The 14,963-nt window shown below is 55.2% G+C and carries 12 protein-coding genes; 5 read left to right on the forward strand and 7 right to left on the reverse strand.

Features of this window, described 5'->3' with window-relative positions:
- Positions 1-301: 301 nt before the first annotated feature.
- Positions 302-1,189 carry a LysR family transcriptional regulator gene (locus AC1DKH_RS29540; protein ID WP_477800141.1) on the reverse strand — a complete coding sequence of 296 codons (888 nt, stop codon included), beginning with the start codon at positions 1,187-1,189 and terminating at the stop codon, positions 302-304.
- A 105-nt stretch (positions 1,190-1,294) separates the two neighbouring features.
- Between AC1DKH_RS29540 and AC1DKH_RS29545 the strand changes: the two genes are divergently transcribed.
- Complete coding sequence (locus AC1DKH_RS29545) at positions 1,295-2,662, forward strand: MFS transporter (RefSeq protein WP_477800134.1); 1,368 nt, start codon at positions 1,295-1,297, stop codon at positions 2,660-2,662.
- Positions 2,643-3,053: a DUF4440 domain-containing protein gene (locus AC1DKH_RS29550; RefSeq protein WP_477800135.1), complete on the forward strand. Its 411-nt coding sequence runs from the start codon at positions 2,643-2,645 to the stop codon at positions 3,051-3,053. The genes AC1DKH_RS29545 and AC1DKH_RS29550 overlap by 20 nt, the downstream gene beginning before the upstream one ends.
- A gap of 563 nt (positions 3,054-3,616) precedes the next feature.
- On the opposite strand, the gene AC1DKH_RS29555 is transcribed toward AC1DKH_RS29550, so the two are convergent.
- The 3 genes from AC1DKH_RS29555 to AC1DKH_RS29565 form a co-directional block, all read right to left on the reverse strand.
- A complete protein-coding gene (locus tag AC1DKH_RS29555; protein ID WP_477756011.1) occupies positions 3,617-5,032 on the reverse strand; it encodes an amino acid permease in 1,416 nt (471 codons plus the stop codon).
- A gap of 176 nt (positions 5,033-5,208) precedes the next feature.
- The gene (locus AC1DKH_RS29560; protein ID WP_477800136.1) at positions 5,209-6,264 is read right to left on the reverse strand and encodes an ornithine cyclodeaminase; all 1,056 of its coding nucleotides are present in this window, start codon (positions 6,262-6,264) and stop codon (positions 5,209-5,211) included.
- 50 nt (positions 6,265-6,314) lie between these two features.
- Positions 6,315-7,349, reverse strand: coding sequence for a histone deacetylase family protein (locus AC1DKH_RS29565; RefSeq protein WP_477756009.1), 1,035 nt, complete (start codon positions 7,347-7,349; stop codon positions 6,315-6,317).
- Positions 7,350-7,468: 119 nt separating this feature from the next.
- On the opposite strand from AC1DKH_RS29565, the gene AC1DKH_RS29570 reads away from it, so the two are divergent.
- Together AC1DKH_RS29570 and AC1DKH_RS29575 are read left to right on the forward strand one after the other, a co-directional pair.
- A complete protein-coding gene (locus tag AC1DKH_RS29570) occupies positions 7,469-7,969 on the forward strand; it encodes an Lrp/AsnC family transcriptional regulator (protein WP_103393416.1) in 501 nt (166 codons plus the stop codon).
- Positions 7,970-8,334: 365 nt separating this feature from the next.
- Complete coding sequence (locus AC1DKH_RS29575; RefSeq protein ID WP_477800137.1) at positions 8,335-10,461, forward strand: TonB-dependent siderophore receptor; 2,127 nt, start codon at positions 8,335-8,337, stop codon at positions 10,459-10,461.
- A 222-nt stretch (positions 10,462-10,683) separates the two neighbouring features.
- Here AC1DKH_RS29575 and cuyB read toward each other — a convergent pair whose 3' ends face one another.
- Positions 10,684-12,174 carry a cysteate racemase gene (gene cuyB, locus AC1DKH_RS29580; RefSeq protein WP_477800138.1) on the reverse strand — a complete coding sequence of 497 codons (1,491 nt, stop codon included), beginning with the start codon at positions 12,172-12,174 and terminating at the stop codon, positions 10,684-10,686.
- A 10-nt stretch (positions 12,175-12,184) separates the two neighbouring features.
- Positions 12,185-13,471, reverse strand: a complete 1,287-nt coding sequence (locus AC1DKH_RS29585; protein WP_477786753.1) for a dicarboxylate/amino acid:cation symporter — start codon at positions 13,469-13,471, stop codon at positions 12,185-12,187.
- A 229-nt stretch (positions 13,472-13,700) separates the two neighbouring features.
- Between AC1DKH_RS29585 and AC1DKH_RS29590 the strand changes: the two genes are divergently transcribed.
- Positions 13,701-14,630, forward strand: a complete 930-nt coding sequence (locus AC1DKH_RS29590) for a LysR substrate-binding domain-containing protein (protein WP_477800139.1) — start codon at positions 13,701-13,703, stop codon at positions 14,628-14,630.
- Positions 14,631-14,691: 61 nt separating this feature from the next.
- On the opposite strand, the gene AC1DKH_RS29595 is transcribed toward AC1DKH_RS29590, so the two are convergent.
- Positions 14,692-14,859 (reverse strand): hypothetical protein, encoded by a 168-nt coding sequence (locus tag AC1DKH_RS29595; protein ID WP_477800140.1) that lies wholly within the window; start codon positions 14,857-14,859, stop codon positions 14,692-14,694.
- Positions 14,860-14,963 lie beyond the last annotated feature (104 nt).

Consider the following 14,963-nt stretch of genomic DNA (forward strand, 5'->3'; position numbering starts at 1 on the left):
ATCGCGGCGGGCCCTGTAGGAGCGAGCTTGCTCGCGAAAAACCTGAGAGCACCGCGGGGTGTCAGGCTCCCCGCGTCATCGTTGACCTCCATCGCGAGCAAGCTCGCTCCTACAGGCTCTTCCAAGTGACCCGCCGTMAGGGCGGAACCMTAAGWGGCCGTTACMGCAGCAATGAATATGTACACCAGGAAGAAAATGCTCGGCCGTCAGTTGCCATCGCTGGCAAGTCGGATCGCCGCACCGCAGCTTCTACAGGTATCGGTGTTCCCCGGAATTCCGTGAAGAACCTTTTATTTGGTGCTTACTGCGCCAGATGTAGCAACAGGAAATCGATGAATGCCCTCGATTTGTGGGGCAAATGCGGGCTGTTGGGAAACACCACATTGACGGACTGCGAGGGCAGCGAATAGTCGGGCAACAACCGGATCAGCCGCTCGCTGGCGATATCGTCCTTGACCACCCAGGCGGGCAGCACCGAGACGCCTAGCGACGACAACGTCATGGAGCGGATGGCCGTGGAAGAATTGGATTCAAACTGATTGATCCCGTTGATCTCGACAGTCCCCAAGTGCGGATGGCGCAACGTCCACTGGGTCGGTGCCTGCAGGTTGCTGTTGGCGATCCACGGCACCGAATTCAGGTCCTGAGGATTCTGCACCGGGTGACGTGCAAGAAACGTCTCGGTAGCCACCAGGACAATTTCATAATCCGCCAGTTTGCGGCTCTTGAAAGCCGAGTCCGCCAAATGGCCTAAACGGATTACCAGGTCTAACTTTTCCGCCACCAGATCATTGAGTGACGAGTTGAAGTTATAACAGAGTTTTATTTCCGGGTAGCGCTCTATAAATTGCGGTATCAACGGAAGAATATAGGCCTCGCCGTATTCACTGGTGGAGCTGAAGCGCAACTTTCCGGACACCCGATTATGTCCTTTTAATACATTATCGAAGGCGTTATCGATGTCCGCGACAATGCCTTTGAATTCTTCATAAAAGTCCTGACCGGTTTCGGTGAGGGATATATTTCGGGTGTTTCTAATCAACAACGTCGCTGACAGCACGTCCTCCAGCGCCTTGACATGCAGGCTGGCCATGGCTTTGCTGATGCTCAGGTAATTGGCAGCCTTGGTGTAAGAACCAAAATCGACCACGGCCAGGAATGTCTGGACCCGATTAAGATGAGTGTGCATAGAAATATGGTTCACTGTTAAATCCCGTCAAACATTGTTTCAAGGATAGTCGTATCGACAGTTCAAGTCCACCGCCCTTATGCTTTGCGGAAAAGGGGAAACAACATGACCTATCGCTACAAAGTTGCACTGATATTTCTGATCGGCTTTTTTATAGACTGCATTAACATCTTTATGTCAGCGGTCGCATTACCGAGTATATCGGCAGCGCTGCACGTTAGTACTTCAGACGTTGCGTGGGTGGCTAACGCTTATATTCTGGGGCTGACACTGATCATTCCGGTCAGCACCTGGTTGGCCGGTCGTTTTGGCAGTCGGGAAATCCTCACCACCTCGATGATCGTGTTTACAGCCTCCGTGTGGATGTGTGGGCTGGCCAACAGTTTCAACGAGCTGGTGATCTGGCGCTTCGTCCAGGGGATTGGCGGCGGCCTGTTGATTCCTGTCGGACAGGCACTGACGTTCAACCTGTTCAAGGGCGAGCAGCGGGCGAAAATATCCACGTTGGTCATGGCCGTTGCGCTGATTGCGCCCGCCATTTCACCGACCATCGGCGGCATCATCGTCGACAGCAGCTCCTGGCGCTGGGTGTTCTACAGCAACATCCCGTTCTCACTGATCGCGGCATTGCTGTCATGGTTCTGGATCAACGAAGCGCGACCGACGACTTTGCCCAGACCCGACATCAAGGGCTTGCTGCTGGTCAGCGCGGCACTCGGCAGCCTGCTGATGGGCATGTCGTTGTATGGCGGCGACGCTCCGGCATGGGTGGCCGGCCTTTTCGTCATGGCCGGCGTTACGTTCGTCGTGCTGTACGGGCTGCACTACCGCACCTGCAAAAATCCGATCATTGAACTGAGCCTGCTCAAAAGCAAAAAACTCAGCACCTCCGTCTATATCTATTACGCGATTCCCGGTGTGTTCACGGGGGTCAACTTGATGAGCATCTTCTTCCTGCAAAACACCCTGCACTTCAGCGCCCGACTGACAGGGATGTTCATGATCCTCTACGCCATCGGCGCATTCATCGCGATGCTGATCTGTGGCCGGGTCTATAACCGGATGGGCGCCAAGCGGCTGTTTGCCCTCGGGATGCTATTGCACAGCGCCGGCATCGCCACCCTGTTACTGGTGAACGATCCCTCAGACTTTCTGGTGATCGTCATCGCCTACAGCTTGATGGGGATCGGCGGCGGCATCGGTGCCAACACAGCACAAACCACGTCGCTGATGGACTTCGAGGGCAATGACACCCACAAGGCCAGTGTCATCTGGAACATCAACCGACAGATGTCATTCAGCATCGGCGCGGCCCTCTTCCTGATGGTTTTCAACCTGCTCTTGAAGCATTTCGATACCACCCAGGCCTACCACGTGACCTTTGCCATCGCCGCGCTGGTGGGCCTGTTCCCACTCTTTCAACTGAGTCAGTTGAACACTCAAAAGGACTGTCATGCACAACAAAATAGTTGAACAGGCGCACCACAGCATTCATCACGTGCACGAGCTGATCCACACCCTGTTCACCGACGCAAACGGTAAGGGGCAGGCCACGCTTGAACCTCTGATATCGGCCTTTGCCGAGCACTTCACCATGGTCACCACCTCGGCCGCCATTGTCAGCCGGGCGACGGTCGAACAGATGTTTAAAGGTGCAGTCGGCGCCAAGCCAGGCCTGGAGATCGTCATCAGCGATCTGCAGACGGTCTGGCAGGAAGGCAATAGCGTGGCGATTCGCTACAAGGAAACCCATCGCCTCGGCCAGCGCGAAAGCTCACGGGTTTCGGTGGCGATCATTGGCATGCATCACCACAACGCCCAATGGATCTACCTGCATGAAACGCCGCTAAGCCAGGAAAGCTGATTCTCGTATGAACTACACAATCACTGATTGCCGAATGCTCTCGGCCTCTATCAAAGAAATCACCGTCAGCCCGCTAACAGCGGGGTGTGCGGTGCCGGCGGCGGGCGTACATTTCAAATGAAGGCTGCATTGCCTACCCACTCAGGGGATTTACCGCTTTTGCAGACATCTCTGAATGTCTGCAATGGGCGGTTCTCTGCCGGTCGTCACTACAGCGTGTGCTGGTAAAGTCGAATGCAAACAGTTGGTCAACACGGATGCAATCAGGTGTAAACCTATTTCAGGACTAGACAATGTAATGGCGGCCCAGGGACGGAAAAACGCCCCGGCACTTTCTGGAGGATGTTGGGAAGTTGGCGATGAGAATCATAGGGACGAGTTGGTGCAGCTTTGCCTACGGCGTCTCACCATTTGTCAGCAAACCGAATCGTTCATCCGTAGAGTTGGCCGTCAATGAAATATGACGGCCATCAGTTGGGGCTCTTTAGCCTGTAGTCATCCCGGAAATGCCACGTCGCTGACGCGCTCTTCACTCATCGGCACCGAAAGGCACCAGGTGAACATCAGCTGTATTGATTTGCCGACCCGTCAGCGGGTTTTGGTTTTCTGGAACAGGTTGACTGGTAAGCAATTGCCAACCATATGAACCAACCCGGCATGACCATCAAGGCAATTCGGGTGTCGGGTCTCAATGCCAACAGGCAGAGAACGAAGCCCAGAAACCCCAGGGAAAACCAGGCCATCGGCACGCCGCCAGGCATCTTGTAGGCCGATTTCGCATGCAGCTCGGGTCGCTTTTTGCGATAGGCAATGTAGGACGCGAGGATGGTCGACCAAGTGAAAATCACCAGGATTGCCGACACGGTAGAAACGATGGTGAACGCTGTCATCACTTCTGGAACGATGAACAGCAACAGTACCCCCACCAGCATCAACAATGTGGTGAACGCCAGGCTCAGCAAAGGCACGCTATTGCTCGACAGACGCCGGAAAATCCCCGGAGCGTTGTCCTGATTGGCCAGTCCAAACAGCATGCGACTGGATGAAAATACGCCACTGTTGGCCGATGAGGCGGCGGATGTCAGCACCACAAAGTTGACGATACCGGCTGCTGCGGGAAACCCTGCGACCAGAAACAGCTCGACGAACGGGCTCTTGTTGGGCGAAACCTGTTGCCAGGAAGTCACTGCAATAATGCAGGCCAGTGCCAGCACATAAAACAGGATAATTCTCAGCGGAATCGAGTTGATGGCTTTAGGCAGGGTCTTCTCGGGGGAGCGCGTTTCGGCGGCTGCAGTACCGATCAGCTCGGTGCCCGCAAAGGAGAAAATCGCCATCTGGAACCCGGCAAAGAAACCGAACAAGCCGTTGGGGAAGGCGGCCTGTTTATCCAGCAAGTGGTTCAGGGATGCAGTAACGCCACTGGGTGAGACAAAGGAGCTGGCAATCATCACCATGCTGACGCCAATCAGGGTGACGACGGCAATGATCTTGATGATCGCGAACCAGAACTCCACCTCACCAAAAAGCCTGACAGTCAGCACATTCAAGGCGAACAGTGTCATCAGCATGCCGATCGCCGGTATCCAGGCGGGTACATCGGGGAACCAATACTGAAAAAATCCACCCACCACGACGGCATCACCTATCACTGCAACGCTCCAGCTTAGCCAGTATGACCAGCCAAGGAAAAATGCCGCGCGTGGGCCAAGATAGGCACCGGCAAAATCCGCGAAGGTTTTGAAGTTCAAGTTGGAGAGCAACAGTTCGCCCATGGCACGCATGACGAAGTAGACGAACAGACCGATGATCATGTAGATGAGGATGATCGACGTGCCGGAGAGGGCGATGATCTTCCCGGAGCCCATGAACAGACCGGTACCGATGGCACCTCCCATGGCCATTAACTGAATGTGACGATTGCTGAGCGTGCGCTGCAGCGCGGGCTGTTCAACCAGCCCGGACGGAGTCGATTTCATTACAAAACCTCTTGATTTTATGTTTTTGAGTTTTGGCAGAAAAGTGGGTGTCGAGCGTTCTTGTTAGAGATGCAACGGCTACTGACGGTGGTGGTTTGCGGGTGGCAGGGTTTCTCGTCCGCTCACCCGGTGAGTAGCCCCTTGGCACTTTGCTCAGGGGGCCTCACCTATGGCTATCAACTGACTGTGCGCAGGCGTGAGGGGGCGATTGCTGGCTGCTGATCAAGCAGTTGGTAGAGGTTTTTTATGTTGGCAGGCGTCGGCACCAGATGGATGCGCTCACCGATGGCATGCTCCCGCGCCAGATCGTGCACGTAGCGCAGTGACGAAAAGTCTTCCAGGGCAAAACCCACCGAATCGAAAACGGTGACCTGGGTGTCGTTCTCACGGCCCGGGACATCGCCCTGGACAATCCGGAAGAACTCTACGACGGGAAAGTCGACCTCCAATTGTTGAATATCGCCTTCAATCCGGGTTTGAGGTTCAAACTCAACGATGACCCGGGCATTGCGCAGGATGTCGGCGTGCAGTTCGGTTTTCCCTGGGCAGTCACCGCCCACGGCGTTGATATGCATGCCGGGCTCGATCATCTCGGGCGTCAGAATCGTTGCATAGGCCTTGTCTGCGGTGACTGTGGTGACGATGTGCGCGCCCTTGACCGCTTCCTGTACCGAGTTGGCCAGAATCACCTCAATATCCGGGAATGCGGCCAGGTTGTGCTTCAACTTGAGTGAAGCGTCGCGATCGATATCGAAAATGCGAATTTCCTTGATGGACAGCATTTCGTGGAAGGCGAGGGCCTGAAACTCGCTTTGGGCGCCATTGCCGATGATTGCCATGGTGCTTGCACCCGGGCGCGCCAGGGACTGCGCAACCAATGCGGAAGTCGCTGCCGTGCGCACGGCGGTGGTCAGCGTCAGTTCGCTGAGCAAGGTTGGATAGCCACTGTGGACATCGGCCAGGACACCGAAGGCCATGACCGTCAGCAAGTTGCTTTGACCGTTGTCCGGGTGACCGTTCACGTACTTGAACGAGTACTGCTGGCCATCGTCGGTCGGCATCAACTCGATCACACCGTCGGCCGAATGATTGGCGGTGCGGGGCGACTTATCAAACTGCGCCCAGCGTGAATAGTCAGTTTCGATGTAAGTGGCCATCTCGCGGATTGCCCGGCGGATTCCCACTGTGGCGAACAGGCGTGCGGCATGATCGACGTCTATAAAAAGAGTCATGTTTTTATTCTCCGATTCAATAGTTGAAGCGTTGCGATTCAGGGGATGACTCAGGCGCGTTTACTCTCATAGCCATGCAGTACGTTGACCGCATTGATCCCGATTTCATCGACCATGTAGCCACCTTCCATGACGAATAGGGTGGGGCAGCCGACGCTCGCGATCAGCTCGCCGATGCCGATGAAGTCTTCACTTTCCAGCAGGAAGTGACTGATGGGGTCGTCCTTGAACGTGTCGACGCCCAGTGAAATAACCAACACTTCAGGGGCAAATTGCTGGAGTTTCTTGCAGGCGTGTAGCAGGGCGTTGCGATAGCTTTCCCAGGTGGTGTTCTTCGGCAGCGGATAGTTCAGGTTGTATCCTTCGCCTTGCCCTGCGCCGACTTCGTGGCTGAAGCCTGAGTAGTACGGGTAGGACACCGCCGGTTCGCCGTGCAGCGAGACAAACATGACGTCACTACGCTCGTAGAAAATGTTCTGGGTGCCGTTTCCGTGATGAAAGTCGACGTCCAGTACGGCGACACGTTTGGCACCTTGGGTAATGGCCTGCTGTGCAGCAATGGCGGCGTTGTTCAGATAGCAGTAGCCGCCCATGTATTCACGCGCCGCGTGATGGCCGGGCGGTCGGCACAGGGCAAAAGCGCTGTCGTGGCCTTCATCGATCAGCGCCAGGCCGGTGAGGGCGATGTCTGCACTGGTTTTCACCGCTTGCCAAGTGGTGGCGGTAATCGGGGAGCCGGCGTCCATGGCATAGAAACCCAGCTTGCCGTCGATGAAAGTCGGCACTTGCTCGTTGGACAGGTCGCGCACTGGCCATACCAGCGGTAGGGCATCGTGCGTACGTCCGGTCGCGCTCCATTCTGACCAGGCGCTTTCCAGAAAGCTGACGTAGCGCTCGCTGTGCGCATTGACGTAACACGACCGGTCAAATGCTCGCGGCTCGACGATCTGGCCAAGGCCTACCTGCTTGACACGGTTATGGACGGTATCGGCCCGACTGGGCTGTTCGAACGACGGCTTGAGCACGCCGTCTTTCAATTCGGTGCCGTGGTGCAAGCGGTGGGAATCACTGAAAACTGTAAACATTCTGCGCATCCGTTAATGTGAACCAGTGCAAATATTCTGTTCCGGCCGGGATGCGCTTTCTTTGCTTTGTTTTCGTGGTTTACTAGATTATTCGGGCGTTTTTACTCTGGAATGGCGTAATGCAGAAAAAATCATCCAAACGCATCAGTCTCGACGATACCGACTTGGCAATCCTCGCATTGCTGCAAGAAGATGCGAGTATTTCCAACGCTGAGCTCAGTGAGCGCTTGTCGTTAAGCCTGACACCTTGCTGGAGGCGGCGTAAGAGAATGGAGGAGGCGGGCGTGATCAAGGGGTATCAGGCGAACCTTGATCGACGAATGCTGGGGCTGGATATCATGGCGTTCGTGCACATCCGTTTTTCCACCCACGCCGATCACGCTCCCGACGCTTTCGAGGCGGTGATTGCGCAATTGCCTGAAGTGTTGTCCTGTCACAAGATCACCGGGGATGCCGATTACGTGCTGCAAGTGTTGGCAGAGGATCTTGATAGCTACAGTGACTTTATCGAGCAGGTGCTCAGGCGTCAGGTGGGCATTGCGTCCATCCAGTCCAGTCTGGCTTTACGCGAGGTCAAGACCAGTAGCCGTATCGCGATACCCAAATCGAGCAAGGAGTGAATGGGCAGGGGTTAGATCACCTTGTGAAACCCTGCCTTTGACGTAGCTCCGTTGTAATGAAGCCCGGAATAGCAAGGTGCTGACAAAGTGGAAAGCTGAGCACAGCTCTGCGACCGTTGAGTCCTGGCTGACCAAGTAATTCTGAAATGAGTACCAAAGGGCTCTTCGAGAGCCCTTTTTTACGTCATAGGGTCTTCAAGCGATGTGTTCTGGAATTGCTTGATTAGCGATTTGCGCAACCGTAGGTAGCGTTCAGAAAATACAAATGCGAATACGTATCAAAAGCTGATAATGCGGTATACCATACGCCTCGATTTGTTGGCACGTATGCCGTCCCATTTGGCTATTTTCTCAAGGTTTCCTAGATGCGTCGTACTCTGGTTTCTATCTGTGTGATTCATGCGTTTTCCGCTTCCTCCTGGGCAGAGGGCGCCACAACCGATAAAGCCAGTCTGGAGTTGCAAGCAACCGACATCGTTGGCACGGCTGACTTTGAAACCGCCCTGGGGCCCGTCGACGGGTACCGGGCGACGCGTTCATCCAGTGCAACGCGTACCGACACGTCGATCCACGAGACGCCTCAATCCATCAGTGTAGTGACCAAGGATGTCGTGGAAGACATCAGTGCCACCCGATTGCAGGACGCGCTCGATTACGCTGGTGGTGTGGGGCGGGCCAACAACTTTGGCGGCCAGGGCCTGACCACATTTACCGTGCGTGGATTTACCACCGGGGAGTTTTATCGCAACGGGTTCCCGATCAACCGTGGCTATCCGAACATGCCGGATGCGAACACCATCGAAAGGCTCGAAGTTCTGCGAGGGCCTGCGACCATGCTCTATGGCCGAGGCGATCCAGGTGGCACGTTCAACATCATCTCCAAACAACCTCTGGCCGAGCCCACTGTGACGCTGGGTAGCCAACTCGACGACCAGGGAATGCAACGCGGAACTCTGGATGCCTCCGGCCCGCTGGATGAAGAAGGCCGTTTGGCCTATCGCTTGAATGTGGTGGGAGAGGGCGGCGATACCTTCCGAGATCATGTCGAAACCGAACGATACGGCGTCACTCCGGTACTTGCCTGGCAGGTCGACGACGACACCAAGGTGATCTTCGAGGGGGATTTCATGCGCAACAATCACCCGCTGGATCGCGGCGTGACGCACTTTCCCAATCAAATCGGCATAGCCTCTCGCGACACCTTCTTCGGTGAAAAAGACGTTGGCAAACTGCACAACGACAACAACATGGCGCAGCTGCGGTTCGAGCATCTGCTGAGCGATAACTGGACGTTGGGCGGCGGATTCCAATGGCTCGACGGCACCCTCGAGGGGAATGCGGTCGAAGCCAACGGTATGGCCGCAGACGGGCGCACCCTGGGCCGTAACTTCAACTACCGCAAGCTGGAGTGGACGGACAAGGACACCCAACTCAACCTCACCGGACATTTCACCGCAGGCGGTTTCGATCACACTCTGCTGACCGGCGTCGAGTACGAGGACTACGACTACCAGTCGATCATCCAGCGCTCCAGCGGCGCCGTGAGTGCCTACCCGATCGATATCTTCAACCCGGTGTATGGCCAGCCTCGTCCAGCCTTGACCCGTACCCCGACCAACGACAAGGAAAACCTCAAGACCTACGCGGCATTCGTCCAGGACCAGGTGGCCTTGACCGAGCGTTTGAGAGTATTGGCCGGGGCCCGTTTCGAGCGCTTCGAGCAGGATTACCAAACCTTTGTGCCGGGCGGCAGAAGCTGGGAGGCCAGCGACAATGCGGTGACCCCGCGCGTTGGCGTGACCTATGACCTCACCGACACGGTGGCGATCTATGCCGATACGGCTCGCTCGTTCAAGCCCAATACCGGTGCCAGCCGCCAGGGCGGTGGTTTCGAACCGGAAAAGGGCAAGTCGTATGAACTGGGTATCAAGTGGGAAGCGCTGGACAGTCAATTGAGTGTCGACGCGGCGATCTACCAGATCGAAAAGCGCAACGTACTCACCACCGATCCGGTGGACTCGACGTTCAGCGTGGCGGCAGGCGAGGTGCGCAGCCGTGGTTTCGACCTGAACATCGCCGGCAACCTGACGCCGCAATGGCGGGTGATTGGCGGCTACGCCTATGTCGATGCCGAAGTGATCAAGGACAATGTCATCCAGTCCGGCACCCGACTGATGAATATTCCGCAGAACAGCTTCAGCCTGCTTAACGTCTACGAGTTCCAGGATGGTGCACTCAAGGGACTAGGGTTTGGCACCGGTCTCAAGTACGTCGATGAGCGCGCAGGGCAGACCGCCAACACGGCGTTTTCGATGGGCAACTACACCGTTGTCGATCTACTGAGCTACTACAAGGTCAACGAAAAAATCCGACTGAATCTGGATGTGAAAAACCTGACGGACGAAGATTATGAGGAGGGGGCGTTCGGCAACGTTTACGCTTATCCAGGGGCGCCGAGAACGGTGCAGGTCGGTATTTCATATTCGTTGTAATTCGGTTGAATGGGCAGTTGCATGCTGTGAAAGCTCTGCACAGTTCCGCGACCGTTGAGTTCTGGCTGACCAAGTGATTTTGGTTTGAGTACAAAAAAGGCCCGATAAGGGCCTTTCTTTTTTATAGCAGCGTAGGGCATCTAGTTTGGTGGGAGTCAGGGTGCGCCTACGGACACCTTTCTGACGAAGCTCCGCTCCAATCAAACTATACCTGTTGCTTGATTAGTGACTGGAAGGCTTGACCGTATTTTCACGGGCAAGCTCAATGCACTTCAATGCCAAAATGGTTGTCGGGTCGACCAATGCAACCTCATGATTTTTGATCATGTAGGATTCGCTATGCTCAAGCACCAGAGGTAGCTCCGTACAGCCCAGGATTAGCACATCAGCGCCCAGTTCACACAAGTGCTCTGCGGCGATCAAGAGCTGGTCTTTACAGATGCCGTCTGTGAAACCCGCTTTGATTCCGTGGTCTCCATAAATCGACTCCATCACCAACGCTTGGTATTCAATGCCAGGGGTGATGATTTGAAGTCCTGCTCGCCGGGCAGCCACGTGATAGACCTGACTTTTAATTGTGCCGGACGTCGCTAGCAGCCCTACGGTTTTGCCAGCACCGTATCGCTGAACGATAGCCTCAACCGTCTCAGTCAACATATTCACTATTGGTACACGCAGGTGCGCCTGGATGCGCTCAACAAATGCATGAGCTGTATTGCACGGAATCGCTATGGCATTGGCGCTGGCGCTTTCCAGTCGCTTGCATGTCGCATACATCGCCATCGTCGGATCAGTTTCGTCATTCAGTAAGTTGGCTGTGCGATCAGGGATCTGGGGGTTTTGTTCCACCACCATTTTGATGTGTTCCTGATCGCGACCTGCCGGTGTGTGCGCAACAACCTTCCCCATGAAATCAACCGTTGCCGCTGGCCCAACACCACCCACTATCCCAAGCTTGAATGGCGGACGGGTCGACTGACCTTTCTCCAAGGTGGCGAAAGTGGCATAAATCTCGTTGATATCCAGGACAGTCAAGCCACGCCGTTGAAGATCACCGCAGACCAACGAGAGCTCAGTCATGCCAGGCAGGATGATTGCGGCCCCCTGATCCTGAAGCGAAAGGCAGGCCTGATAGACACACTCCAGAGGTACACCGTCAAGGTAACCATCCTTGATGCCATTAACGCCATACATCGCATCCATCAACCCGGACTGCTCGTTATCATTTGGATAAACGAGCTTGAAGTCATTGCCGAAATAGCGCTCAAACAGCCCTGAGTGCCGAACATGGTCAGACGCGATGATTCCCAACGTACTGCCGCATTCAGCGACATGATCCACGTGCTTGCGTAACGCCTCCATCATATCCAGAACGGGTATGCCAATTTCCTCCTGGATTTCCTCACGAAAGGTGTGACTGGCAAAACAAGGCAGTAAAACTGCATTGACTTCGCTGGCCTCGAACGTCTGGCAAACCTGAAATACGTAGAACTTTCTGGAGGTCATGCTGGCGCCCCGATCCAGGGGCATCAGGACGTCTTTGAACGGGTGTTGCTCAAACAGGAAGTGATAGCGACCTTGATCCTCCAGAACAGCTCTGGATTTCACCAGCTTGTAGAAAAGATCGCCGCCGGCCAGTGAGCCAAGCCCGCCGACGATACCTAGTTTGCGAGCAAACGATGACCCGCTGGACGGCTTCGATTTACGTTTCATGTTTAGGTTCTCACGCGGTGGCTACAGTATGAATTGGGAGCGGAGACTCAGTGCCGGGCGCGTCTTCAGCCTCTTCATGTGGTTCTGATTTGGCAACCACAGCCGTCGCGATGCTATTGCCAACCACGTTGGTGGCAGTCCTGGCCATATCAAGGAATTGGTCAATGCCAAGGATCAACAAGATGCCGGCTTCGGGGAGGTTGAACATGGGTAACGTAGCCGCCACCACAACCACCGATGCTCGAGCTACACCCGCCATTCCCTTGCTGGTGATCATCAGCGTCAGCAAGATGAGCAGTTGCTGTGTGAAGCTCAGGTCGACGTTGTAGGCCTGAGCAATGAACATGATGGCGAACGCTTGATACATCATTGAACCATCAAGGTTGAATGAGTACCCCAACGGTAGAACGAAGCTGGATACGCGTTTCGGCGCACCAAATTTCTCCAGTGCCTCCATGGTTTTCGGATATGCGGACTCGCTACTGGCAGTGGAAAATGCCAACAGAACAGGTTCGCGGATGAGCTTGCCCAAGGTAAACACTGAGCGGCCCAGGAACAGGTAGCCGGCAGCGAACAACACGCACCACAGAATCACAATGCCCAGGTAGAACTCGGCAATCAGTTTTCCGTAATCGACTATCAAGCCAAGACCTTGAGTGGTGATCGCCGAGGCGATGGCTGCGAAAACGCCGATTGGCGCGAAGGCCATGACGAAGTCCGTGACCTTGAACATCACCTTGGCCAGCTCTTCGATGCCATCGACAATCGTTGTGTAACCCGCTCGCTTCACACCAGCGAGGGCAAACCCGAAGAACAACGAGAACACCACGATTTGCAGGATTTCGTTGTTGGCCATTGCTTCAGCAATGCTGCGGGGAAACACGTGACTGATGAAAACCTTGAGGCTGAAATCCCCGGTGTTCACCACGGGGCTCGCCGCATGCTGGACGACCTCCATGTTCAGTCCTGCGCCGGGTTGGAACAGGTTGACCAGGCCCATGCCGATTGCCAGCGAGATCACCGAAGCGGTGACGAACCAGGCCATGGCTCTTAGGCCAATCCGGCCAACGGAGCGGGAGTTACCCATACTCGCGATGCCGCCGACCAAGGTGGCGAACACCAGAGGCGCGATGATCATCTTGATCATGCGTAAAAATATGTCGGTGACCATCGAGAAGTAAGACGCGATCTCTTTGGCGCTTTGTTCGCTCCCTGCGAAATGGTGGCACGCCCAACCGACAAGCACGCCCAAGGCGATGCCAATTGCGATCCGACGCGGAAGTTTATTTTTCTTCACGGAGCTTTCCTCAAGTGGTTTTTTTGCTTTTTTTACTTGGCAGGAGACAAGTGTCATTCGGTCGAAGCTCTGTGGCCTCGCTCCAACGTTTTCGATTCTAGGGTTGGATTTGGAAGGGCGTGATGAGTAATCCCGATAGCCTCATGCGCTTTTGGAATAGTTTTCGAAACTGCTGCTTCGCCCTGACTGGTGCGCAGTACACTGCTCATTCGGGGCATGAGGTGTCGGTATGCAAATCAAATGGCTGGATGATCTTCTGGCGGTCGCGGAGTGGAAGAATTTTTCTCGGGCTGCGCAGGTTCGCTGTGTGACCCAGTCGGCTTTGTCGAGGCGTATAAAGTCACTTGAAGAATGGGTAGGTGCGGAGTTGGTGGATCGTGGCACCTATCCTGTCCAACTGACCTCTGCTGGCCGCACATTTTGTGAAGAAAGCCGCGAGGCATTGGCGGGGCTAATGAGGCTGCGCTCAAGCCTTCGCGAGGTAGAGCGGATGCCAGGGCGATCCATCCAGGTCACTGCCGGCCACAGTCTGTCGATGACATTCCTGCCGAAATGGCTGAAGCAGTTTCAGCAGCACAATGAGCAATTCAATGCGCGGGTCGTTGCCGCCAACATCCACGACGCGGTCATATCTCTGGAGGAGGGGAGTTGTGATCTGATGATCGTCTACCACCATCCCCTGGCACCCATACTTCTCGATTCGGAAAAGTTCGGGAGTTTGACCTTGGGTCATGACGCGTTTATCCCTGTGTGCGCACCTGACAGCGATGGGAATCCGCTGTATCCCTTACCGGGCACCTCCAGCAAAACAGTTCCTCACCTCGCTTATACAGCTACGACTTTTCTAGGTCGTGTTGCCGACATCGTCATAAAGAATGGCCCGACTGCATGCATGCTGGAGCGCTGCTACGAGGCGGATATGACGATGCTGCTGATGCGAATGGCAGTCGAGGGTTATGGGGTGGCATGGTTGCCACAAAGCGCTGTCATTGACGAGCTTCAACGAGGTCAGTTGGTGAAAGCGGGTGGTGATGAATGGAGCACGCGACTGGAGATACGCTCCTACTGCTCCATCACCAATGAGAACCCTACAATGCGCAGCTTATGGAAAACCCTCGAAGGCGCTTCCCGCGATCTCCAGGGCAAAACAGCCAGTTGATCGAAGCTCCCAGGCTCGAAAAACATCCCTCAAGTATGGGTAATGACATCTGTGCATCGGGTCATTCTGAAACGTCATCACCCGCTATTTTTTGGTTCTTCACGGAATCCCGGGGAACACCGACACCTGTAGAAGCTGCGGTGCGGCGATCCGACTTGCCGGCGATGGCGACCTTACGGCCGACCATTTTCTTCCTGGTGTACATATTCATTGCTGCGGTAACGGCCACTTAGGGTTCCGCCCTTACGGCGGGTCACTTGGAAGAGCCTGTAGGAGCGAGCTTGCTCGCGATGGAGGTCAACGATGACGCGGGGAGCCTGACACCCCGCGGTG

Source organism: Pseudomonas sp. 05L36 (genome assembly GCF_056398125.1).